Below are 23968 nucleotides of genomic sequence, written 5' to 3'. Positions count from 1 at the left end.
GGGCGATGTCGGGCTCCCTCAACCTCATCGCGGCCGAACGGTCCATCATGGAGCCCGCTGGCGTCCTGGCCGCCTTGTCGTCGGTCGAGGTGACCGCTCAGGGCCAGGCCTTGACGATCGACTGGGGCCGCACCCCGCGCGGCGCCAATCGCGCCGAGGTGGCCCGGGCCCCCTTATCCCTCACCGCATGGGCGCGCGAGGCCGCGCTGGGCGCCCTGGCCCTTGCCACGGCCGGCGGTGGCTACGAGCTGACGGCACCGGCCGGGCGGCGCCTGGGCCGGGTGGCGCTGCGCGGGCTCAAGGCCGGCACACTGGCCATCGGCGGTCCGGCGGACCTCCAGGCGCTGGGCCTCAGGCTCGCCATCTCGGTGCCGGACGGCAGCGGCCGGTACACGCCGGCGGGCGCCACGCCCGGCCTGCCCGCCTCGGGCCTGGTTCCACCCTTGCCAACGCCACCCTTCTCCGCCGGGGTTCTGGACCTCGGCGGGATCCTGGCCCGTCGCATCCGCCTGACCCTCGTGACCGGCGACCGGCCCGACAGCTTCGCCCCGATCGAGGGCATGGCGCTGGAGGGCGCCGAGGGCTTCGCCTCGGACTCGCCGCTGGATCTGGCGCTGGCCGTGGAGGGCGGGGCCGCGCTCTGGGCCTTCCCCGGCGAGATGCCGGCCGGGAACGCCGCCGAGACGGATCTCCGCACCGGGATCGAGACGGCGATGCAGGCGGCGCTGGACAGGGGCGAACCGCCGCGCCTGGCGCTGCGCCTCACCGCAAGCCGTCCCTCCACGATCGGATCGCTCCGCTTCCGGGCGGAAGGCGCCCTGCTCCGGCGCATCGCGGCGCCGCCGGGTCTCTCCCTGGCCGGCGAGGCTCTCTCCCTCGCGGCCGGGCCCGGCGAGGCACCCCCGGACGGGGAGGTGCCCACCGCCGCCAGCGCCGACCTGAGCATCCGCTATTTCGGCATCCGCCTGGTCCCGGAGCTCAGCGACCCGCCATCCGGCGCCTCCGGCAGCCTCGTGGCGGGCCATGTGGTCGGCCCGGCCGACATGCTCCGCCCCCTGCCGCCACTCGCCCTGCTGGGCGCCCGCCTGGCGCGGATCGGGGTGAGCGGCCGCGCCCCGGAAGCCACCACCCTTCTCCTCACCCTTCAGGACGGCGTGACGGGCGCCGCTCTCGGCGTGCCGGCGAAGCTGACGCTTCCCGCCTCCCGCCGCTTCGGAACGCACTGGTTCGCTCTCCCGGATGCCCCTCTCGTCCAGGGGCCGCTCGTCGTCGCCCTGCGCGCCACGGCCGGCCGCTTTCTCTGGGCCGCGCGAGAGGACGGCGCGCCGTCCCTGCGCCTGGCCGTTCTGGATCCGGACCCGGGCGGCCGCCCGGTGCGGATCGGCAGCGGCACGCTTCTGTCGGTCGGCGCCACCTCCATCCGCCGGACCGGCCTCGCCCTGCCGCCCGCCGCCTTCGCCGGCGCCTGGCCCAGCCTGTCCAGCGACCTGTTCCTCACGCTCGACTTCGCCGACCTCATCCTGCGGTATGCCAGATGACCCTGCTCGACGACCTGCGCGGGCTCGACCTCTCCGGCATCATGGCCGCCCGGGCCAGCATCACCGTGTCCCTGGAAGGCCCCGCCGTGAGCGGGTTGGTCGAGCACGGGCCGCTTGGCGCGCTGGGCGAGGTCGGCGACCAGCTGCGGGAACTGCGCGCCCTGTCCGAGGATCCCGCCGCCCTGCTCGGCCCGCTTCTCGGTGCCGTGGGCGGCCTCGCCGGCACGCTGCGGCCCGCCGACGTCCCGGTGGAGCCCTATATCCGGGCCGTGAAGGAGGGCGCCGAGGCCGTATCGGGCCTGCTCCGGGACGTGGACGGCACCCCGGCCTCCTGGCTCCGCGCCCTGAAGCTGCCCGTGGGAGAGGCGCTGACCTCGCTCCTGCGCGGCGCGGACGAGTTCGACCATGTCGCCCTGGCCGATACGGGCCGCTTCACCCATGCGCTCGCCCTCACCGCCGCTGGCCTCCCGCGCCAGCCCGCCGCGCTGGTGGAGCAGGGGCTGGGCATGATGCTGCCCTTCGGGGACGCCGATCTCGGCGCGCTCCGCCGCCTGCTTGACGGCACGCTGCCGGCGCTCGGCTCCATCGCCCTGCCGGCCGGCCGCATGGCGGGGCTGATGACGGCCATAGGGGAGGTCCGCGATGCGGCCACCGGCCCGGATGCCGGGCCTGCCGTCACGGCGGCGCTGGGCCGGCTGGCGGAGGCCCGCAAGGCCACCCTCGGGCAGCTGCGCCAGGATCTTCTCTCGCTCCAGGCACGGCTTTCCGCCCTGAGGCTGCCCCAGGCCGTCGCGCCGATCACCGCCGCTGCGGGCGCCTTCCGCACCGGCGAGTCCGGCTTCCGCGAGATGATGGAGGAGCTGCGCGGCCTCATCCGGTCCACGCGGTCGGAGATCGATGCGCTGGACGCCGCCCGGGTGGAGGAACTGGTGGCGCTGTTCGAGGGCATGCTCGACACGCTGGAGGCCGATGCAAAGGCGGCTGTCGAGGAGCGTGTCGATGCGCTGGCCGACGAGTTGGTCGCCTATGTCCGCAGCTTCCTCGGCCACCTGCACCTGGCCGAGATGCGCGGCGCCCTGCACGCCCGCTTCGAGACCTATGCCCGCGCTGTCCGGGACGCCGATCTGGACCGCTTCGCGCGGGAGGCGCGGGAGCGCCTGGCCGGGCTGGGCGGGTTGATCTCGGCCGATGACCTCGGCGAAAGGCTGCGCGCGCCGCTGCAGGCGATCGCGGCCACGATCAGGGAGGTCGTCAATTCCGTCGCAGAGGCGCTGCAGGCCATCGCCGCCGCGGTTTCATCCCTGGTGGCCCAGGCGCGCGGGCTGCTGGAGCAGGCGGCGGCGCTGCTCCGCGGCTTCAAGGCCACGCTGGACGAGGTTGTCGCCGCCATCGACGGGATGGACATCGAAGGGGCCACCCAGTCCATCCTCGACCGCCTGTCCGGGTTGCGGCGCAAGGCGCAGGACCTGCTCTCGGGCGTGGAGCTGCCTGAGCCCCTCCGCCCTGTGGTGGAGCAGCTTGTCGCGGAGCTCCGGGCGCTGGACCTCGATGCGCTGCTGCTCGAACCCGTGCGCCGGGAAGCTGAGAGGCTCACGCTTTCCGACGCCCTGCGCGGCCGCCTCTCCGCGCTGCTGGACGAGGTCAGCAGGGCCCTCGACAACCTTGTCCCGGCCTCGCTTGTCCAGGGCATCGAGGCCGAACTCGCGCGGGCCACCGAAGCCTTCGCCGCGCTCTCCTCCGCCCGCCTCGTCGCCGCGCTGAAGCGCCTTCTGGACGAGTTGGCGGATGCGGTGGCGAAGCTGGATCCCGTGCCGGCGCTGGAAGGGCTGAGAGCCCCCTTCCGTGGATTGCTCGGCGCCGTGGATGCGGTGAAGCCGAGCACCCTGCTGCGCCCGGTGCTCGATGCCTATGACGAGGCCTTCGCCCGCCTCGTGCTCCCGGATCCGACCGCCGCCGGCACGGCCACCGAGGGCTTCCTGGCCCAGGGTGCGGAGCAGCTCGGCCAGGGCCTCACCGCCCCGCTCGGCCCCACCCTTGGTGCCACGCCGGGTACCGCGGCACCCTCCTCCTCGCCCCCTCCTCCCGCGGAGCGGCGCCCCGGCGACTTCGTCCGGCTCCTCGGCACGCTGCCGCGCCGGTTGAAGGAGACGGTGGCGTCCCTGGAGGCAGGGCCGCTGGGCGAGGCCGAGGCGGCCTTCGCCCGCCTGACCACCGGCCTCGTCCGGGACCTCAGGGGGATCGAGGGAGTGATCTGGCAGATCGAGGACCGGGTCCAGGACGGGCTGGACACGCTGCTGCGCCCCCTTTCCTCCGCCGGGCTGGAGGCAGGCTTCGCCGTCCAGGCACGGCTGCAGCTCGGCCCGCTGGAACTGGATGCCACAGCGGATGCGCTCGCCGCGGCCAGCCCCGACGCCCTGCGCCTGGAGTTGCAGGGCGCCATGGCCCCGCTACGCGACGAGATCCGCCGCACGGTGGCCGCGGTCGGGGATGCCTCGGCGGCGGCGGAGGCGATCGCGGGGCGCCTGCAGGCGGCCTTGCCGCAGGCCGGTGGCGGCCTCGCCGGATTTCTCGATCAGCTTGACCCGGAGCCCCTGGCCGTGGAGGTGGACGAGCTGGTCGCGACGGCTCTTGAACGCCTGCCGCCGCTGGCCCTGCCTCTGCGGGGCCGCATTGCCGCGCTGCCCCTGCGCGTCACAGGCTTCGTGCGTGACTACGGCCCCGCGATGCTGGCCCTGCGCTTCCGCCGGGTGCTGGACGCGGTGCGGGAGGAGCTGGACGGGCTGAACCCGCACCACCTGGCAGCGGACCTGGACCTTGTCCACGCGGCGCTGCGCGAGGCGCTGGCCACCTACGACCCCGCCGTGATCGCGACTGGGCTGCGCGAGGCCGTGCTGGACCTTTCCGCCACGCTTCGCGGGATCGACGTCGCCGCCACGCTCGGCGAACTGGACTTCCTGGACGAAGCGGTGGCCGGCCTCTCCGCGGCATCGCCCGCCGCGGCGCTGGAGGGAGTGGGCGAGGAGCTGGAGGAGATCGGCGCCACACTCACCGAGCTGGACCCACGGGCCATGCTGGAGGCGGTGGACCGCCTCGGCCCGCGCGTGGTGGGAGAATTCGGCCGCGCCGTGGAGGCGGTCCGGGCCGAGATTGCCACGCTGCTGGAGGCGCTGCACTTCGCTGCCGCCGGCGGCACCGCCTCCGTTTCCGTCCGGGTGGAGGCGGGATGATGGACGACGCTCCTCGGGAGACCTGCATCCCCGTTCCCGGCTGGGACGGCCCCGGCCTCCGCATTGCCCGGGACATGGCGGGGCGCCTGCTCCGGATCTCCGCCGGGAACCGGCTGCACGCGGAGCGGCGGGATGGCGAGCTGATGCTCGGCGAAGGGCTCGTCAGCCTGCGCGAACTGGCCGCGCCCGGCCGGCTGATCCGGGCCGTGCACAGCCAGGGGCGGAGCTGGCAGGAAAGCTATCACTGGAACAAGGCAGGCCAGCCGATCCTGGTGGACGGCGTTTCCGTCGCGCGGGATGGGCAGGGGCGCGTGGTGGCCTGCGACGGACCGGGCGGGTGCTGGCGCTACGGCTACGACACTGCGGGCCACCTCGCCGTCATCGATCCTCCGGATAGCGGGCGGCGTGAGATCGGGCAGGATGAAGGAGGCCCGGCTTGCACGCCGCTCCTGGACCCGTTCCGCTATGGCCGCGACGCGCTGGGCCGGCTCTGGACCCTGCGGGACGGCGACGGGCGCATCCTCCAGACCTATCTGTGGGATGGCCTCGCCTGCCTCGGCCGCATCGACGGCCCGCCCGATGCGCCGGCCGCGGAGATCTTCTCGCTCGACCTCACCCTTACCCCCGTCAGGGCCACCGGCTGGGATAGGTCGCGGATCATCCCGCGCGACGCTTTCGGCGAGGCGTTGCTGGACTGCCCTGGCGTGCCGGGCCTTTTCGGCGGGGTGGTGGCCGAAGGTCTTGTCCATCTGCGCGCCCGCTCGCTGGATCCGCGGCGCGGCCGCTTCACGGCCCCGGACCCTTTCGACGGCAGCGAGCGCGATCCCCGCCGCGCCGGCGGGTGGCGCGGCACGCTGCCGACGGAACGGGACGGCGCGGGCCATCCCTTCGCCGTGTGCCGGAACGACCCGATCGGCCGCGCCGACCCAACCGGGGAGATGTCGGCCGGCGTCGCGAGCGGGCTGCTGCTGCTCAGCTCGCTCACCTGGTCCTCCGGCAACATGCTGGCCAGCTTCTTCCTGCTGGAGCCGCTGAACTTCCTCCTCGGCCTTTTCAGCAAGGAGTTCTGGACGGAGGGGCGGTGGTTCAGCAAATCCGCCATCCGCTCCCGCTACCATGGCGGCTGGGGCTTCCGCTTCGATCCTGTCGGCTTCGAGCGCGTCGGAATCAACAAGGGGCGTGCCTGGACATTCCAGCATGCCGTCTGGGCGCAGCGCGCCGAGTTCACGAAACTTGCCGCAGCCCGCGCCTTCATTCCCTCCGCCGCCTTCCGGCCAGCGCTCTATGGCAGCCTGTTGCGGATCGAGGCGCCCGCCGATGGCGGCCAGCCCGCCCGCGTACTCCTGCTGCACGGCCCCCAGCGCCCGGGCGGCGCGCTGCTCCATCCAGGGGGGGCCACCACGGCCGGGTCCAGGCCGGAAATCGCCCCGCTTCTCGCGGCGCGGGGCTGGACCCGACGGGGCGGCCCGGCCGAACCCGTGATCCCTGGCGCGCGCGTGCCTGTCTTCCCTTCGGGCGGGCTTCATTTCGAGCCGCAGCCGAGCATCCTCGCCCCGCGCTCCCGGGCCAGCATCACCGAGATCGAGCCGGGCGGAGAGGTCGCGACGGGGCTCGTGGGGCAGCGGCACCGCCTGGCGGTGAAGGGCCGCGGGCTCGGCCTCCCCGCCGGGCAGGAGATCATGCTGACCGGCCCGGGCGGGCAGCGCGCCCTCCTGGCGATCGATGCCGTGCAGGAGACGGGCGGCGAGACGCGCCTCGTCCTGAAGACCGATCCGTCCTTCGCGCCCGGCACGACCGGGCTGCGGCTCCGCGGCGTCACGGCGCCCACCCCGCCCCGTGCTGCCGTTGCCCTTCCGCCCGGCTCGGCACTCGGCCGGCTGGACGCTCGGACGACGAGCGCCTCCCCCTTCACCGCCGGCACGCCGCTTCGGCTCAGCCAGGCCGGCGCGGTGGTGAGCGGCGCCGTGGTGGACCGGCTGGAGGCCGCAATCGAGCTGGATCTGGCACCGGACCCGCCCAAGGGGGATGCGCCGCGCCGGATCTGGCTGGCCGCCCCTGCCACCGCCGGCGGAGACCGCGCCGTGACGGCCGAGACGCCGCGCCGCCTCGCCTTCCCCCCGGGGACGGCACCCACCAAGGGCACGGCGATCCAGGTCTTCATTCCCGGCGCCGACGCGGCCGCGCGCCTGGTGACGGACCTGCCGGACGCCACCCATGGCACGCTGGACCGTGACCTGCCCCCGCCCCTCGCCACCGCCGCGGCCGGCGCGCTGCGCTGGCGGCCCCTGGAGAGGCTGCGGGTGCTCGGCCCATGGAACGGCGCCACCAGCGCCGCCGAGTTCGTCTACCGGCCCGAAACATCCGGTATCGCCGTGGCCGCCGGCCCCGTGCTGGTGGTGGATGGCGACGACACGATCCGCCAGGTGCGGGATGGGAAGGGGCTGCGGCGGGATGAGCTGGTGCTCGGTACCGCGCCGCTGCCGGGCAACCCGGCCAGCCCCTATGATGTCGAGCCGCTGGCCTTCAGCGGGCCCGAACGCGGCGACGTCCGATTGGAGGAGGTCAGGGCCTTTACCTTTTCCGCGCCACCCGGCGCAGGCTTCACCTCCACGCCGCGGCCCGCGCTGTCGCTGCAACGCCTCAGCGGCCCGGGCGGTGCGGCGCCGAGCCTCGCCGCCGCCAGCGCCACCCCGTTGCTGCAGGCGCTACCAGCCCTTTCCGGGCCGGTCATCACGTTGACCCTGCCGGCGGACCTGGCCAGGCTGACCACCGGCTCGCTGGAGGCAACGCGGGCGCCAGGGCCGGGCCAGGCCGTGCGCCTGACGGCCGGCGCAGCCGTGGCGCCCGCCCTGGTCAAGTCTGTCCGGATCGAGGTGGAGACGGATCGCGATCCCGGGCTCGGCGCCGCCGCCCTGTCGCTGGTGCCGCTGATGCCCGCGGGCTTCCTCTATGCCGCGGAGCTGCTGGCTCCGGACCGCGCCCGGCTGCGCCCCGAGGCCCACCGGCTGGCAGCGCTGGAGCCGCTCACCCTGGCCCCCGCGCCACCACCGACCGTGCCCGTACAGATGCCGCAGTTCGCGGCCGGCGAGATGGTGCGGGCCGTCTGGAACGGCGTGGCTGCCACCGCGCTGCTGCGCGTGGAGGCGGCGGAGGGGACCACGCTGCGCCTCGCCGGCCCCGGCCTTCCGGCCCTCGTCGCCGCGGCACCCGCAGATCTCAAGGTGATGCGCATGGCGCCGGTGAATCCCTTCACGGGCGCGACGAGCAGCGGGATCCGCGGCACGGTTGTCGCAACGACGCCAGCCCCGCGGCTTCGCTTCGATGCATGGTCCCCGGACGCGATCGCCGCCCGCCCGGAATGGTACGACGATCTAGGAGATACGACCGCAGCGGGAGCGCTGAGGACCACGCCTGCCATGCATCACTGGTGGGCCGTGACGGACGGCAACACCGCCATCCCCGTGCAGATCACCCGCGCCGCGGCGCTGACGATCGAGTTGCACGCGCTGCCGCCCACCATCGCCGGCACTGCCGGCGCGGCGCTGCACGCCCTGCATATCGATGGCATGAACCTCCTCGACGAATATGGGCTGGATGGCAGCCAGATCACGGCAGAGGAGCTGAACCTGCCGCCAGGCCCCGGCCTCGTCCTGGCCCTTCCCTACAAACCCGCCGCCGGTGGTGCCAGGTCGGATGGCCGGCTCTCCTCCGGCACGGTGATGATCCCGGATGATGCGACGGAAAGCTGGTATCTCGACCGGCCGACCTCGCTGGAGACGCATGAGCTCCGCCACACCCTGCAATCGGCGATGCTGGGCCCGCTGCTGTTCGGCATGCTTCCCGTCGCGCTGATCGAGGATATCCTCAAGTCGCTCACGGGGCTTGGTGACCCAGAATGGTCCGCCTATGCCGCGGGGCGCATCGCCACGCAGGGCGGGCTACGCCGGCTGGAGATTCCAAATCCCGGCGAGGTGGAGTTTGCCGCCGGCCGCAAGGTCGAACTGAGCACGGGCGGGCAGGTGATCATTGTCACGCTGGGCGAGGCAGGAGAAGGCGGCTTCCTGCTGACGGACAGCGCCGTCGCGCAACTACCGGACGGCATTGTCCAAGTGCGGCAAGGCGCGGAGGAGCTGAACACGGCCGAGGATGTGGCCGGCTTCGTGCTCGACTTCGCATCCTTCTTCACCCTGGGCAACCTGGCATCGACCTTGGGTGCCGTCGTCTTCAAGCTGGTGCCGGATCTCATCCGCGGCATCGTCCACGCGCTGCAAGGAAAGCCCTTCTTCGATCCGGCCCGGCTCGACTTCGTCCCGGCCACCGTGCCCGACCCCGCCAGGCCCGCCGCGGTGCAGCCCGGCGGCGCCATCACGCTGCACCCGACGGACCGCGTGCGTGTCCAGGCGGGGGAGCGCTCGCTGGACACGGTGGTCACGCGCGTGGATCCGGCCGGGATCGTCGAGCTTGCCACGGCGCCGCCCACCGACCCACCGGACCGGGCGCTGGCAATTGCCCTCATCGCGCGGGACGACCCGCTGGCGGGCCTGTCCACCGGCGTTGCGGACTACCTGCACGTGCGGCTCCTGCACTGGATCTACGACCCCTGGGCCGAACTTCACTTCGCCACCAAGCCGGACCCAGGCAGCTATCGCGACGAGTTGCTGGCGCTTTCGCGCTGGGCATTCAGTTCCAGCGCCTGGTCCATGCTCCTTCCCGGCGTTTTCATCTGGGACAACCTGTTCAGGCAGGTGAAGGAAAAAGGGCATCTTTCCAGCATGGAGCAGGGCGCGTCCGCCCATAGCGGGGACCTGTACAGTTCGCTCGCTCGCCTGGGTGGCTCGCCGGAATGGGTGGGAGATATCGCGCGCTACCGCTTCTGGACGATCTTCCGTGAGGGCACCCTGGTTCCCCTTCGCCTCGGCGATGCTCCCGGTGCGGGAGCCGACCCGAAAGGGTTCGAACCCTGGATCTTTCCCCGGCGCCAGGGTGGCGCCCCGATCGCCGCACCGAACCGCGACCAGCAGGCCGCGCCCGACGCGGCCAGCGACGTTCCCGACATCCTCGTGCAGCGCAACCTGATGGAGCCTGCCCTGCTGACAGTTCCCGTCCCGAACCGTGTTCTCCCGGCCCCGATCGCGACGCTGCCCTGCGAGGCCGGCCTGCAACGCACCGCCGGCATCCAGATAGCCTTCACGCGCCCCGGCGACCACCGGATCACCACCGGGTCTTTCTTCGATGCGTCCGACGCGCAGGAGGCACAGGACGAGGGCAGCCAGACCATCTTCTTCGACCGCACCGTGAAGGACGTATCGGTGCGCGCTGCCGGGCACGACATCCCGGAGGGTGGGACGATCAAGGCCGTGCCCTGCCAGCGCGTGACAGTCTCCGTCGCCCCCGCGGGAGACAGGCGGCACGCGCTGATGCTGCAGCGCCCGGTGGATGGCGCCGTTGCCCGCCTGGCGGCCGAACTCGTGCTGCAAGTGCAGACGGCGACAGGCCAGGAGGTGCTGGAGGTGCAGCGGGTGCACGTGGTGCACCCCTTCGGCATCCAGGAGGACCGGAACACACGCTGGCCGCAGTTCCACCTCCTACCGGAGCTGCGCATTCCTGTCCGGCGCGTCATCCTTGAGGTGGTGGACCGCATCCCCGTCCATGCATCGCTCCTGCCCGCCTCCCCGGACCCGCTTCCGCCGCCCAAGCCCTTCGTCCTGCCCGGCGAGGAGGGGTACCTGATCATCCCCGCCCGGCTGCACATCACCCGCCCCGCCCTGGCCGTGACCTATCCCTCACCCCGCCCCGCGAACGGCACCGATCCCGATCCGGCGCTGCAGCCCGTCACGCCCGTCCCCTCGGCGCTGGCGCAGGTGGTGGGCGAGGGCGCCATCCTGCGCATTCCCTTCGACCCGACGGACCCACCGGAGGAAACCTGCCTTCTCGAATGGACGCTCGCGCTGCGCGCGACCCAGCCGAAGCAGGGGGGCGGCACCGAGAACATCTCGGCCAATATCCGCGCCAGCATTGAATACCGGCCGCATTTCCGGCTGGAACTGCCGGCAGCGGGCGACAGCGCTGCGGCGGGAGGCAGCCTTGTCCTGCACATCTCGGCTGCGGTGAAGGCCGGCGCCGTGACCGTGACCCCCTCCGACGGCATCGCCGTGACCGTCTCCGCTGACGGGCGCGACATCACCCTCGCCATCGCCGCCGGCGCGGCAAAAGGTCCGCGCAAGGTCCTGGTGGAAGATGCGGCGGTGCCGGCGCACCAGGCCCGCCGTACCATCCTCGTGACATGAGCCGGGGCCGCGGCGGGCGGCAGGCTGAGCAGGGCGCAGCGCTTGGCCGGAGCGACGTTGTCACCTTCATGAACAGCGCCATCGGCGAAGGGGGCAACTCGCCCAGGCGCCGGCAACTTATCCGCCGCAGGCAGGAATGCCGGCGTGGACGGACATGACCATAGGCCACGCCATGCGCCGACAGGAACCGCAGGACTGCTCGGTCGCGTGAAACGCAGCATCCGTCATACCAGTCAACGCTCCGCAGCATTCGCCCCGACATTCGGTTCATCTGGACAACGTACCGAACGAAAGAGCAGAGTTGCAGCGCTGATGAGCGGAGGCCTCGATGAGCCCACCGGTCTGCCGTTTCGACAATATCGCAACGCTCGCGCTCCTTGCTTGCGTGCTCCAGATGCCCGCGCCCGGAGCAGAGCGCGGCCAGGCCAGTTGGGCCGGGCGCCCGCACCACGCCGGGAACGCGCCCCTGCCCCTCCACTTCGCGCCCGGGCCGCAGTCCTTCACCGGCGTGGCACGGGAGAGCTGACGCCATGGTCCAAACCATCCTCTGCGTCGCTCTCGAGGTGAAGCCGGAAAGCGCCGCCGTTCTCACCCGCCTGGTCCACGACCTGCGGCAGGACTTCGACGCCCGTGAGGATGCTGAGCTCGGCAATTTCCCTGCGATCCAGACCGGCATCCCGTCCGCGCACTTCCTCTCGATCTGCCTTTTCCGCCACACCTCCTACGATCCGCTGCTGGTCATCGAGGCGAATTTCGATGGGCCGCCAGGCCCTTTCTGGTCACAGTTCGAGCGCACCTTCGGCGAGGAACGACTACGCGCCCTCCTGCGCTGCTGCAAGGAGCCGCGCGACAACACGGCGGCGCTGTTCCGGGCGGTCACTGCGCGCGGCTCGCGCGCTCCCGTCGCGCCTTACCTTGAGGCGCGCACCCACTGGCCGAGCGCCTCGCACCAAGGCAATCGCGGCCTCTCGCGCGACCGCATTCGCGACGAGCAGAAGCTCGCCCTTGCGCTCGAGGCGGAGCTGGACGGCGACCCGGGCTACCGCGCCATGGCGCCGTCCGCCATCCATGCGCGACTGCGCGAGCGCGTCGCCCCCGGCTTCCCCTGGCTCGACGCGCCGGCGCCGGCGCGTATCCCTGGCCGCGAGGATTGGCTTGACGTCATCCGCCTCGGGCTGTTTGGCGCAATCCTGCTCGCGGCGCTGCTGCTGCCCGGCGCGCTGCTGCACACCGCCCTCGGCGTGCCACTCTACCTTTCCGTCGTCGCGGTGCTCGCGGTGATCGCTGCGCTGGCGCTGCGCGGCACGGGCGGCTGGAAGGGGCTTCTGCCGCGCCGCAGCGCTGCCGCGAAGCGGCCGCCCGAGGAGAAGCCATCCGACAACAGCCGCATCTTCGCCGCGCTGGCCCTGGCGGTTCTCGGCGCGCCGCTCCTCCTGTTCCTCCTGCCCGCCCTCGGGCACCTCCTCCTCGTGCTGGCCGGGCGTGCGGAGATTGGCGAACTGCTCCCGCTCCTCGGCAGGGTGGTGACCGCTGCGCTCTGGGGCATCGCGGGCCTCGTTCCGATCGCCTTCGGCCTCGCTTGGCTTGTGCGCCACAACGAGCGGCGCGACGCGCCGCAGGACCTTCCGCCGATCGACCCCGCGACGCTCGACGAGATCGTCCGCCGGGAGGATCGGGTGACGCAGAATCATATGGCCTCGCTTGTCCTCGTGCGCCCCGGGATCATGCGCAGCCTCGTGATCCGCGCCGGCCACCGCGGCCTGCACCTCTTCCTGCGGGTGCTGCCGACCGCGCGGAAGGGCTTTCTCGGCTCCATGCGAACGGTTCACTTCGCGCACTGGTCGTTCCTCGACAACGGCAGCCGGCTCGTCTTCCTCTCGAACTTCGACCACTCCTGGGCGAGCTATCTCGACGACTTCATCGAGAAGGCGCATGGCGGCCTCACCATCGCCTGGGGATCCTCCGTGGGCTTCCCGCGGACAAGCTGGCTGTTCCGCGAGGGGGCGGCGGACGGGCGGAAGTTCAAGGCCTACGCGCTCGCGAGCCGCGCGGTGAGCCGCTTCTGGTACAGCGCCTATCCCTACCTCACCGTGGACCGCATCGAGCGCCACGCGGAGATCGCCGCGCGCTTCCGCGCCCCCGCCCTCAGCGACGAGGAGGCCGCCAAATGGCTCCGCCTGCTTTGACCGAAGCCAAGCCCTCGGCCTGGGCGCTCGCACCAGATGTGGCAGAACAGACCCAGGGTTTCGTCGCGTCGAGCTTCGGCTGGCTACCCGAGGGGCGCGCGCTGCTGCTCGACGCCACCGGCGCCCAGAAGGGCTGGCTTGGCGCCCTGCGCGCCGCCGCGCCGATCACCGACGCGGCACTGCGCCCCCGCGAGGCGCGGGGGGACCGTGCGGCCGCGATCGCCTTCACCTTCAGCGGGCTATGCACCCTCGGCCTCGACCCTGAGGCCCTGGCGTCCTTTGCGCGGCCTTTCCGCGAGGGGATGTTCCAGATCGATCGCGCCCGCCGCCTTGGCGACCGCCGCTTCGGCGAGTGGCAGAAAACCGTGCGGGACGGCGGGCCGGAGTGGAGCGGCAATCCCGAGACACCCGCTCTGCCCAAACCCGCCCGCGCCTACGCCACGGCCTATGTTGACGACAGTGCCGAGGCGGAGCCGGAACCCTCGCCGCTCACGGCGCACGCCCTCCTCCTGCTCTACGCCCGAACCGATGCGGATGCGGGCGCCTGGGCCGGGGAAGTCGCGGCGGTTCTCGGCAGGTTCGGGGTCGCGACGGTCCGCGCGCTCGAGCTCGAGATGAATGTCGAACAGCGTGACGAGGCCACGGGAGTCAGCCGCGAGCATTTCGGCTTTGCCGACGGCCTGTCCCAGCCGATCCCCTATGATGACGACCCCGGGAGCCGTGCTGTCGAGCGCGGCGGCGTCCCGGTGGCAGAGGGTGACCGGGTGCATGGCGTGCGGCTCGGTGAGATCCTGCTGGGCTTCCGCAACGCCTATGGCGAGCTGCCGCCGGTGCCCGGCGTCGCGCGGCCGGACGCGCAACCCGGTTCGCGGCCGAGCGCGGAGATGGCCGACGCATGGAGGCGCCTGCCGCCTCATCCCGAGGCCGAGGGCTTCGGCGACCTGGGCAAGCACGGCACCTATCTCGTCGTGCGCCAGCTTAGTCAGGACGTGCCGGCCTTCTGGGCTTCCATGGGGGCGGCGGCGGCGCGGCTCAATGCGGCTGCACCGGAGCTCCCCGAGCCGGTCACCGCAGACTGGATGGCCGCCCGCGTGGTCGGGCGGACGCGCGACGGCCATCTGCTTTGCCCCAAGGGGCCGCGGCCCGGCCTGCCTCCCGCCGGGTCGCCGGACAACGACTTCCTCTTCCTTCAGGACGACCCGCACGGCCTTGGCTGCCCGCTTGGCTCGCATGTTCGCCGCGGCCACCCGCGGGACGGGCTTTCCGCCACACCGGGGGATGCCGAGACGCTGCTGCGTGCCGCCAATAATCACCGCATCCTCCGGCGCGCGCGCAAGTACGGGCCTTCCTACGAAACCGCACCGGAGGAGAAGGAGCGCGGGCTCCTCTTCATGTGCCTCAACACCGACATTGCGCGGCACTTCGAGTTCGTGCAGCAGACTTGGCTTCTCAACCGCGATTTTGCGGGGCTGCGCGACGAGCAGGACCCGCTGGTCGGGCCGAAGGGGCGCTTCACCATCCCGGCCGAGCCGTTCCGCCACGCGCTGCAGGTGGAAACCTTCATTCGCCTGATGGGCGGCGAATACTTCTTCCTGCCGGGAATCGCCGCGCTCGACTACATCGCCGCGACAGAGCGCGAGGGGAACGCCACGTGACCCTGGCGACCGACGAGGCGCTGTGGCCGATGGGGCGGGCCGCGCGCCTGGGCTGGCGGCTCGGGCTGGCACTGGCGCCGGGCCTGGCCTCCGCCCTTCGCCCGCTCTCCCCGCTTCGGCTCGGCCGCACCGTCGTCGCGCTGCGTCACGACCATGTGCGGGAGGTCTTTCGGGACGACCCGACCTATGCCGCACCCTATGCCGAGCGGCTGGCGGTGATCACCGGTGGCGAGGCCTTCCTCCTTGGGTTGCGGGACGGCCCGGACTACCAGGCGGCGCTCCGCGCGCTGCGCGGGCTGCTCGAACTTCCGGGCGATGCGGAGAGGGTGGGGCGCGACGCCGCGGCGATCGTCGAAGCGGGCCTGCCGACATCAGGCCCGGTGGAGACGGTCGGGCTGTTCCGCAGCGCCACCTTCGAGGCCGTCGCGCGCTGGCTTGGCGTGCCGGAGGTGGACGGCACCAGGGGCCGCCTCGCGGTCTGGGGCACTCGGCTGTTCGGCTTCCAGTTCGGCGGCGGCCCCGCTCCGTCCGAGGCCGAGGCGCAGCCCTTCGCCGAGGCGATGCGCGCGCATGTCGCGGCGGCCGTCACGGCGCGCAAGGCCGAGGGGCGGGCGGCGGACGACCTGCTCGGCCGGGCTCTCCGGCGGCAGGCGGACGGCGACCCATGGTTCACCGATGGGGCGATCCGCACCGCGCTGCTCTGCCTCCTCGTCGGCGGCCCGCCGCAGCCGCCCATGCTGGCCGCCAACGCGCTCAACCAGTTGCTCCGCCGGCCCGATGCGCTCGCGCGCGCGCAGCACGCCGCTCGCGCGGGCGACGAGGGGGCGCTTCGGCGTATCGTGCGCGAGGCCATGCGCTTCGATCCCCTCGCACCTGCCCTCCAGCGTGTCGCGGTGCGCGACGGCACGCTTGCCGCCGGAACGTCGCGGGCGCGCGCGGTGCCCGCTGGCGCAGAGGTGCTGGCCGCCATCGCCTCGGCAATGATGGACGGGCGCCGCGTGGAGGAGCCCTGGCGCTTCAGACCCAACCGGCCGGATGCCGACTACCTGCATTTCGGCCACGGCCTGCACGAGTGCTATGGGCGCGAGCTGAACGCGGTGCTGATCCATCGCCTGTTGCTGCCGCTGCTTCTCCGGCCAGGCTTGGCACGTGCGCCAGGTGCCGCCGGGAGGCTCACCAAACGGGGCGTGCACGCCGAGCGGTTGGCCGTCGCTTTTGCACCCTGACCACAGACCGGCACGGCTCAAAACAACGCTCACCGGCTGCCTGAGGATAGCGCCCGTCGGCGAGGGCGTACCGCGGCCTCGGCAACTCAAGGAAGCGATGATTGGAACGCCCCGGCCGAGGCAGTCCGGCGGAGTGGTGCTGCGCATTGATATGTGCCCCACTTTCACTTGCGGCTGGAGCACCATGGCTGGAGCTGCCCCATCAACCCGCGCACGGGCTGGGTTCAGATGAACTGACGCGACGAGCGCTACGAGCCGCAGTGCTCAGAGACAGTCTTTGAAGCCATCTGCCCACCGAGTGCCGTTCGGGCACCAGGCCGAGAGCTGCCTCACATAGGCGCCGCTCGCGGTTCGGCCCAGCGCCTGGATCCGCGGCAATGCCTCGTTTGCGGACTGCTCTGTCGGGAACTCAACAACGCTTCGGTATGATCCTTCCCGCCTGTAGATCATCGCGCCGGTGAACCCAGCCTGTTTCGCCCGCTCCACCTCTGGTCGTGCCGCCGCGACGCTGCTGTCAGCGCCGAACACGACGAGCGTGACGGGCACCGAAGATGGCGCTCGGTCCGTGCCTCCTTCATCGGGCTGCCGGGTCCAGAGCGAACCGTCCGAGCCCACAGCCCACACCGTGCCGTCCTGGCTGACAGCGATAGCCCGGAAGCCGCCCCCCTCGACCGGGGTGAAACTCTGGTTATCGCCGCTCCATTCCACCCCACCATCCTGTAGTACCAGCCACAGCCTGCCATTCGGCGCCACTGCCGCGTCCGCGATGCCGTCTGAGCGGACCTCCCACCACGGGGGCTTCAGAAGCCAGACGGTGTTGTTTCGGCCCACCCCGTAGACAAGGCCATCGGGCCCCGCTGCGATCCGGCCGAAGTTGCTTGTCTTGGTATCGGGCGTGAAGGTCTGCCCATCGTCTGTGAACCAGATGCGAGCATCATCGCCAACCAGCCACACTCGTCCCTGTGCCGAGACGGCCACATCGACCACTGGCGGCGAGTGTGCCATTGGCTGCGGCCGCCCATCCGGCGGAAAGCGCCAGAGCGTCTTGTTCAGACCCACGCCCCAAGCACTTCCGTCCCTGGCTGCAGCAACCCTTGCGAAACCTTGTGCCGGGATTGGCGCGAAACTCCGGCCGTCTCTCGTCCAGGCAACCCTGCCGTCGGCCTGTACGAGCCAGATCCGGCCATCCGGTCCCGCAGCCACGTCAACGATGGAACGCGCCCCCGTGCGCTGCCATCCCGCCGCGCGCCGGGCAACCTCGAACTCGGCCCCATCATCGGGGCTTCGACGAGGCGGCGGGTCTGGACGGAAAAGCCAGGCTCCCAGGCCGAGAATGGGCAGGCCTGAAGCGAGCACGCCGAGCAGGATGGCACGGCGGCTTCGCGAGAGGACGGAGGAGCGGACCTCCTGCTTCGCCCCGGGAGCGGGGGGTCGCAGGCTGGCTGTCCGAGTGCCGTTGATGACTTCGACGAGCCTGCCAAAATCATAAGTCCAGCGGCGATCGCTAAGCTCCGCCGCATTTCGCCGGGCGAGCATGCGGATGTCGTCGGGAAGATCTTCGGGCGCAGGCATCTGCGCACCACCGACGAGCACCGGGATGACACGGAGCTTCCGAGCGAGGGCGGTTGCAAGTTCGAGGCGAACATAGTCGTCGTCGCGTCTGATCCGACGATTGTCTGGGCTTGTGCCGGCGAGCCAGTTCGGGCCGATCACGGCCAGGACGCAATCAGCGTCTCTGAGAGTCTCGTTGATCGCGTCGACAAAGTCAGAGCCGGGTGTGATGCTGTGAATGTCCTGGAAGACGTTTTCGGCCCCAAAACCCTCACCCAGGTCGTCCACCAGGCGACCGACCCAACCTGCACTGTCATCGCGGCGATAAGAGACGAAGATCCTTGGCGACATCGGCTGACCCACCATGCCTGCGCATGGTAGGGAAGGATACATGAGCCGCGTCAGACTCGGGTACGATTTTTGCTCTGGTACGATTTTTGAACGGGTGTCGCCTGAGCCCCTAGATTTCGGCCAAGGGCAGGTAGAGTCCGTCACCGGTTTGGAGGCGGACATGAAGCGCGGACGGTTCACGGAAGAGCAGATCATCGGGGTGCTGCGGGAGGGGGAAGCCGGGCTGAGAACGGCCGATCTATGCCGTAAGCACGGGATTTCGGAGGCGACCTTCTATGCATGGAAGGCCAAGTACGGCGGCCTTGGCGTGTCGGAGGCCAAGCGGCTGAGGACGCTTGAGGACGAGAACGACCGGCTGAAGCGGTTGCTGGCCGAGGCGATGCTCGACAATGCCGTGCTGAAGGACCTCGCCGCAAAATAGTTCTGACACCCGCGGCCAGGCGGGCGGCAGTGGCCCATGCCCAGGAGGTGCACGGGATCAGCCAGCGGCGGGCGTGTTCACTGGTGGGCGCCGACCGGACGTCGGTCCGCTACCGAGCCAGGCGTCCTGATGATGCGCCGGTTCGGGCGCGGCTGCGGGAGTTGGCGGCCGAGCGGCGCCGGTTCGGCTATCGGCGGCTGGTTCGATCCAGTGGATCGAACCCTGCTGGCACGCGAGGGCACACGGATGAACCACAAGAGGCTGCGGCGGCTCTATGCAGAGCAGAAGCTACAGGTGCGGCGTCGTGGTGGCCGGAAGAGGGCTATGGGCACGCGGGCGCCGATGGTGCTGCCGCAGGCGGCGGACCAGCGCTGATCACTGGACTTCGTGTCCGATGCGTTGGCCGACGGGCGGCGGTTCCGCATCCTGGCGGTCGTCGGCGACTTCAACCGCGAGTGCCTGGCGCTGGTGGCCGACACATCCTTATCGGGCGTCCGGGTGGCCCGCGAACTGAACGCCGTGATCGCCCTGCGAGGCCGCCCCCTGATGTGTGTCAGCGACAATGGCACCGAGCTGACGGGCAACGCCATCCTGAGATGGAGCCAGGAGCGGCAGGTGGAGTGGCACTACATCGCCCCCGGCAAGCCGCAGCAGAACGCCTTCGTGGAAAGCTTCAACGGCCGCCTGCGAGACGAGTGCCTGAACGAGACCCTGTTCACCTCGCTCGCTCACGCCCGGGCGGTGCTGGCTAGGTGGCGGACCGACTACAACCACGTCCGGCCGCACTCGGCACACCGCGGCGCCACGCCCGACGAGGTCGGTGGCCGTGCAGCCACGCCGCGGATAATAGAAGCCATTGCCAACGCCACCCCAGCAGCGGCAAACCGCTACCTAGGACTCTAGCTCAGCCCGGAGGAACTTCGGGGCTCAGGTCACCTGGCCAGCAGCAGGCCGGTGGGCGTTCCGTCGGGGGCGCGCTGGATCTCGCCGCCGGGCGGGTTCGGCGTGTCCTTGTCATAGCCTACGACGCGCAGCGCGGCGGCGTTCAGCAGGGCGCGGTCGTAGAGGTGCAGGATGAAAACCGGCGTATCGGGCGCCACGGCGTTGATCTCGTCCAGCGTCGGCAGGCGCTTCTCGGCGATCTGGGTCTCGGTGAAGCCGCCGACGATGCGCACCCATTGCAGCGCGGGGGTGATGGCCACCTGCCTGCGCAGCAACTCCATCGCATCGACCAGGGACCGCACCCCGTCCCAGCGCAGCTCCATGTTGTAGTTCAGCCCGCCACGGATCACGTGGAGGTGGTTGTCGAAGAGCCCAGGGATGAGGCGCCGGCCGGCGAGGTCAATGACGCGCGTATTGGGTCCGGCGCTCGGCAGGATATCGGCGGCATCGCCCACCGCAGAGAAGCGACCATTCGTCACCGCCACTGCCTCGGGCGCCGGCCTCGACCGGTCGAGCGTCGTGAAGCGGCCATTGTGCAGGATCATATCAGGGGCGGGGGTCGCAGCTATCACAGTGCTCCGGTTCATCAGGGGAAGGCCAAGCGCGGCAAGGCTGCCGGCCACCATGCGGCGGGTGGGCGCGATCATCATGCGGGTTCCTGAGGAGCGGCATCTCGCCCGGGCAGACCCGCGGACCGGACAGCCGTCCGCAGAGTGCTGAAGCGAAGCACCTTCTCAACCCAGCAGCGGACTGCCTCCCCTATGAGGAACTTCGCGACCAGCAAAGCTTCGGGAATTTTTCGGCCCCGCTTCAGGACATATCGGATGCCGAACCCCTATCCCTGCTGCAGCGGCCGCCAGAGGTGCCGCCAGGAGAACGCGAGCCCCTGAGAGCTCGCCCAACCACCGATGCACAGGAGATTGCCGTGAGCGTCCTGCTGGCCTTTGCGCCCTTCCTCGCCTTCGCTCTCCTCACCGGCCCGCTCGGCCCCCTACCGGCCCTCGCCGCGGGGGCTGTCACCTCAGCCGCCCTGATCATCCACGGACACCTGCGCGGAGCCGAGCCGCGGATCCTGGAGATTGGCACCTGCCTGCTCTTCTCTGCCGTCGCGACCTGGGTCTGGGCCAGCGACAGCCGACCCTCGGTCCTTCTCGTGCGCCTCTACGTCGACGCCGGCCTCCTCGCTATCATCCTCCTCACCATTGCGATCCGCCGCCCCTTCACCCTGGCCTATGCGCGGGAGCGGGTGGCGCCGGAGCATCACGGTAGCGCGGCCTTCCTCCGCAGGAACAACCTCATCTCCGGCATCTGGGCCGCGGCGTTCGGGGTGATGGTCGCGGCGGAACTGGCGATGCTCTCTTTCCCGCAGCTGCCGCACCCGCTTGGCACGGCCGTCATCGTCCTCGCCCTGCTGGGGGCGGCCCGTCTCACCACGCGCCTGAGCGGGCCGCAGGCCGGGAACCCACCAGCCCTGCCTCGGGAGCACGTCGCGTGAGCGCGCAGCCTCTGCCGCTGACGGAGGAGATCGCCTGGATCTCCTCTGACCCTCACCTCAGCGGCAATTTCGCGCCGGTGGGGCCGGAGCTGGACGCCCCGGATCTTCCTGTCGTCTCCGGCCGGATCCCGCTGGAGCTGCGGGGCGCCTACCTGCGGAACGGCCCGAACCCGCTGTTCCAGCCGCTCTCCTTCACCTATCCCATGGACGGGGACGGCATGGTCCACGCCGTCCACCTCCAGGATGGCCGTGCGCGTTACCGCAATCGCTTCGTCCGCACGCGCGGGCTGGATGTGGAACTGCGTGCGGGACACGCCGTCTATGGAGGGCTGCTGGGGCCGCGTCCGGTCGCCCCGGAGCTGGTCGGAACCGACGGCGATCCCGGACCGGTCAAATCCGGTGCCTTCATCAACGTGATCGAGCACGCCGGCCACATCCTCGCCCTCGGCGAGAGCCAGCCCGCCTACGAGCTGACGCCCGACCTGGACACGATCGGCGAGTGGAAGGCCGGCACCGGCCTGCCGGTTGAGATGGGCGCACACAATCGAAGGCACCCCGTGACGGGGGATCTGTTTGCGATCGCCTACTCGGTCTTCGAGCCGGTGGTCCGCGTGCACCGGATCGACGAAGGAGGCGCCCTTCGCCGGAGCTTCGACGTGGCGCTCGGCGCGCCGAGCATGATCCATGACTTCGGCCTGACGGCGCGCCACCTCGTCCTCGTCGTCGGGCCCGCTGTCTTTGATGCCGGAGCGGTTGCGGAGGGCCGCTCCTTTCTGCAGTGGCGGCCGGAGCTCGGGGCTCGCATCGGGCTCATCCCCCTTGATGGCGGGCCGGCGACCTGGCTGGAGACGGACGCCTTCTTCGTCTTCCACATCGCGAACGCCTTCGAGCGTGACGGCGCCGTCACCGTCGACTATGTCCGCCACGACAGCTTCCGCCCCGGCTACGCCACCGGCCCGCGCCGGCCGCCCACCCTGCACCGCCTGGTCGCCGATCCTCTCGGGCGCACAGTCCGGGACAACCCGGTCGCGGACTTCCTCACCGAGTTCCCGCGCATCAACGAGGCGCGCAGCGCGATGCCGGCGCGCTTCGTCTATGCGCCGACGCTCACCGCGAGCCTGCGGGACGCCAACCCGCCCTCGGCGACCTTCAACGCCCTGGTCAGGGTGGACACGGAGACGGGTGCCACCCGGACCTATGACGCCGGCGATCATATCCTCGGCGAGCCCGCCTTCATCCCGCGGCCCGGCGGAACGCGCGAGGACGACGGGTACCTCGCCACCTACTCCTTCGACCCCGTCGAGTGCTGCAGCGATCTCCTGATCCTCGACGCGGCCCGGGTGGATGCCGGCCCGATCGCCGCGATCAGGCTGCCGCAGCGGGTTCCACAGGGGCTGCACGGAAACTGGATACCCCGGCCATGAACCGCGACCCCCTTCCAGCCAGTCAGCCAATGATCCCGCCCAGTGCGCCGGCGCATCCCGCCGCTGCTGCGGGCCCGCTCTACATCGATATCCTGCTGGCCAAGCTGGAGCAGGGCGGGGACAAACCAGTCCTGCGGCATCGCGGGCGCGACGTCTCAGCCCGCGCCCTCCTGCACTCCGTCGGCCGCTTCGCCGCCGCCCTCTCCCGGCTTGGTACCGGGGCCGGCGACCTCGTCGCGCTCCTGGCACCGAATTCGGCGGACGCGCTCGCGCTTCGCTACGCGACCCATGTGCTCGGCGCGGTGTCCTGCTACCTGCCGACCCCGCGCTCCGCGGAGCAGGGGGCGGCGCTCGTTGCCGCCATGCAGCCCCGGATGGTCGTCCTTTTCCCGGAAACCGCGCACCTGCTTCCCAGAATCGGGGCGGCATCGCTCATGACGGTCGGGCTGGACCTCCCTGGCATCCCGCGCCTGGACGCCCCCGCGGAAGGGCTGGCCTGCCCGTTGCCGGCCACGCGGGCACGCCCGGAGGAGCTTGCCGTCATCACCTCCTCGGGCGGGACGACCGGGGTGCCCAAGGGCAGCCGGCGGAGCTTCGCCGCCTACACCGCCACGGTGAACACCCCGAGCCCAGCGGACCGGCGCCAGCTCGTCAACGGGCCGCTGGCCTATCTCTCCCAGGTGCTGACCGACACCACCCTGCTCGGCGGCGGGGTCGTCGTGCTGGAGGATTGCTGCGAGCCCGCCGCGACGCTCCGCGCGATCGAGACGGAGCGGGTGACCGACCTCTTCCTCGTGGAGCCGCAGCTCTTCGCGCTGATGGACCACCCCGGCCTGCAGCGCCGGGACCTCTCCTCCCTTCGGGCCATCACACATGTCGGGGCTTCCGCCCCGCCCATCCTCCGCCGCCGGGCGCTGGAGCGGCTCGGGCCGGTGCTGGTCCACGTCTACGGCGCGAGCGAGATCGGGCTCGTCAGCGTCCTCGCCCCGGCGGAGTACGCCCTGGCGCGGGAGGACCTGCTGACTTCCGCCGGCCGTATCCGTCCCGGCGTCGAGGTCAGGTTTCGCCGCAGCGACGGGACCTTGGCGTCGCCCGGGGAGATCGGGCTGATCGAGGTCCGCTCCCCCGCCATGGCGGAGGGCTACCGCAACCGGCCGGACCTGGAGGCCGCCACCTTCCATGAGGGCTGGTACAGTTCCGCCGATCTCGGCCACCTCGATCAGGGCGGCCTCCTGCACGTTCTCGGGCGCGCGGGGGACATCGCCTGGATTGACGGCGCGATGGTCACCCCGACCTGCCTGGAGGAGGTGCTGTGCCGCGACGGGGGCGTCCGCCTCGCCGTGGCCGTGGCGGAGGAGGACGCGTCGTGCTGGTTCGTCGCCGTCCTGCCATGGCCGGGAGCCCCCGTCAGCACGGCACGGTGTGCCCAGGCCATCGCCGCGTCATTCGGCGCGGCCGTGGCTGGGCGCGTGCGGCTCCTGCCGCTCACGAGCGTGCCGCTGACTGAGCAGGGCAAGCCCGACCGCGAGGCCATCCGCGCCATGGGGCGAGATGGAGCCGCGTCGCCCTGTCCCGGCCTTCCTGGGCCTATCCGACACCAGGGCCTACCAGCCGAGCGCGCAGCTCCGGCTTTTCGAGGAGGAGAGCCGAGAACCACCTGAACAC

At 71.4% G+C, this 23968-nt stretch carries 12 protein-coding genes and 1 pseudogene; 11 read left to right on the top strand and 2 right to left on the bottom strand.

What is annotated here, in order from left to right; all coding sequences use genetic code 11:
- The first annotated feature begins 5 nt into the window (after positions 1 to 5).
- From J8J14_RS13735 to J8J14_RS13705, 7 genes are all read left to right on the top strand, one after another.
- On the top strand, positions 6 to 1538 hold the full coding sequence (locus tag J8J14_RS13735) for a hypothetical protein (RefSeq protein WP_209380099.1): 1533 nt from the start codon (positions 6 to 8) through the stop codon (positions 1536 to 1538).
- A complete protein-coding gene (locus J8J14_RS13730; protein WP_209380098.1) occupies positions 1535 to 4765 on the top strand; it encodes a coiled-coil domain-containing protein in 3231 nt (1076 codons plus the stop codon). The genes J8J14_RS13735 and J8J14_RS13730 overlap by 4 nt, the downstream gene beginning before the upstream one ends.
- Positions 4765 to 11052 carry an RHS repeat-associated core domain-containing protein gene (locus tag J8J14_RS13725; protein WP_209380097.1) on the top strand — a complete coding sequence of 2096 codons (6288 nt, stop codon included), beginning with the start codon at positions 4765 to 4767 and terminating at the stop codon, positions 11050 to 11052. The genes J8J14_RS13730 and J8J14_RS13725 overlap by 1 nt, the downstream gene beginning before the upstream one ends.
- Positions 11053 to 11380: 328 nt before the next feature.
- The gene (locus tag J8J14_RS13720; RefSeq protein WP_209380096.1) at positions 11381 to 11578 is read left to right on the top strand and encodes a hypothetical protein; all 198 of its coding nucleotides are present in this window, start codon (positions 11381 to 11383) and stop codon (positions 11576 to 11578) included.
- A 4-nt stretch (positions 11579 to 11582) separates the two neighbouring features.
- The gene (locus J8J14_RS13715) at positions 11583 to 13238 is read left to right on the top strand and encodes a hypothetical protein (protein ID WP_209380095.1); all 1656 of its coding nucleotides are present in this window, start codon (positions 11583 to 11585) and stop codon (positions 13236 to 13238) included.
- Positions 13235 to 14893 (top strand): Dyp-type peroxidase, encoded by a 1659-nt coding sequence (locus tag J8J14_RS13710; protein WP_209380094.1) that lies wholly within the window; start codon positions 13235 to 13237, stop codon positions 14891 to 14893. Before J8J14_RS13715 ends, J8J14_RS13710 begins: the two co-directional genes overlap by 4 nt.
- A complete protein-coding gene (locus tag J8J14_RS13705) occupies positions 14890 to 16119 on the top strand; it encodes a cytochrome P450 (RefSeq protein WP_209380093.1) in 1230 nt (409 codons plus the stop codon). Before J8J14_RS13710 ends, J8J14_RS13705 begins: the two co-directional genes overlap by 4 nt.
- Before the next feature lie 264 nt (positions 16120 to 16383).
- Here the strand turns inward: J8J14_RS13705 and J8J14_RS13700 are convergent, their stop codons facing one another.
- The gene (locus tag J8J14_RS13700; protein ID WP_209380092.1) at positions 16384 to 18036 is read right to left on the bottom strand and encodes a TIR domain-containing protein; all 1653 of its coding nucleotides are present in this window, start codon (positions 18034 to 18036) and stop codon (positions 16384 to 16386) included.
- Positions 18037 to 18181: 145 nt separating this feature from the next.
- On the opposite strand from J8J14_RS13700, the pseudogene J8J14_RS13695 reads away from it, so the two are divergent.
- Positions 18182 to 19345, top strand: a pseudogene (locus J8J14_RS13695) (IS3 family transposase).
- Between the two features lie 29 nt (positions 19346 to 19374).
- On the opposite strand, the gene J8J14_RS13690 reads toward J8J14_RS13695, so the two are convergent.
- Positions 19375 to 20034, bottom strand: a complete 660-nt coding sequence (locus J8J14_RS13690; protein ID WP_245215766.1) for an amidohydrolase family protein — start codon at positions 20032 to 20034, stop codon at positions 19375 to 19377.
- Positions 20035 to 20309: 275 nt separating this feature from the next.
- Here J8J14_RS13690 and J8J14_RS13685 point away from each other — a divergent pair, with 275 nt between their 5' ends.
- From J8J14_RS13685 to J8J14_RS13675, 3 genes are read left to right on the top strand one after another with little or no spacing between them, the layout of a single operon-like run.
- Positions 20310 to 20879 carry a hypothetical protein gene (locus J8J14_RS13685; RefSeq protein WP_209380091.1) on the top strand — a complete coding sequence of 190 codons (570 nt, stop codon included), beginning with the start codon at positions 20310 to 20312 and terminating at the stop codon, positions 20877 to 20879.
- Positions 20876 to 22303, top strand: coding sequence for a carotenoid oxygenase family protein (locus J8J14_RS13680; protein WP_209380090.1), 1428 nt, complete (start codon positions 20876 to 20878; stop codon positions 22301 to 22303). Before J8J14_RS13685 ends, J8J14_RS13680 begins: the two co-directional genes overlap by 4 nt.
- Complete coding sequence (locus J8J14_RS13675) at positions 22300 to 23964, top strand: class I adenylate-forming enzyme family protein (RefSeq protein WP_209380089.1); 1665 nt, start codon at positions 22300 to 22302, stop codon at positions 23962 to 23964. The genes J8J14_RS13680 and J8J14_RS13675 overlap by 4 nt, the downstream gene beginning before the upstream one ends.
- Positions 23965 to 23968: the final 4 nt, after the last annotated feature.

The sequence above is a fragment of the Pararoseomonas baculiformis genome (assembly GCF_017813395.1).
In the GTDB taxonomy this organism is placed as follows: domain Bacteria; phylum Pseudomonadota; class Alphaproteobacteria; order Acetobacterales; family Acetobacteraceae; genus Roseomonas; species Roseomonas baculiformis.
Note: the sequence above shows the minus strand (reverse complement) of the source record. Positions and strands in the feature narration are given on the sequence as shown.

What these genes read in the sequence shown, in the direction of transcription:
- J8J14_RS13725 (WP_209380097.1), top strand. Translation starts at nt 4,765, where the DNA reads ATGGACGACGCTCCTCGGGAGACCTGCATCCCCGTTCCCGGCTGGGAC.
- J8J14_RS13730 (WP_209380098.1), top strand. Translation starts at nt 1,535, where the DNA reads ATGACCCTGCTCGACGACCTGCGCGGGCTCGACCTCTCCGGCATCATG.
- J8J14_RS13675 (WP_209380089.1), top strand. Translation starts at nt 22,300, where the DNA reads ATGAACCGCGACCCCCTTCCAGCCAGTCAGCCAATGATCCCGCCCAGT.
- J8J14_RS13715 (WP_209380095.1), top strand. Translation starts at nt 11,583, where the DNA reads ATGGTCCAAACCATCCTCTGCGTCGCTCTCGAGGTGAAGCCGGAAAGC.
- J8J14_RS13720 (WP_209380096.1), top strand. Translation starts at nt 11,381, where the DNA reads ATGAGCCCACCGGTCTGCCGTTTCGACAATATCGCAACGCTCGCGCTC.
- J8J14_RS13690 (WP_245215766.1), bottom strand. Translation starts at nt 20,034, where the DNA reads ATGATGATCGCGCCCACCCGCCGCATGGTGGCCGGCAGCCTTGCCGCG.
- J8J14_RS13700 (WP_209380092.1), bottom strand. Translation starts at nt 18,036, where the DNA reads ATGGTGGGTCAGCCGATGTCGCCAAGGATCTTCGTCTCTTATCGCCGC.
- J8J14_RS13735 (WP_209380099.1), top strand. Translation starts at nt 6, where the DNA reads ATGTCGGGCTCCCTCAACCTCATCGCGGCCGAACGGTCCATCATGGAG.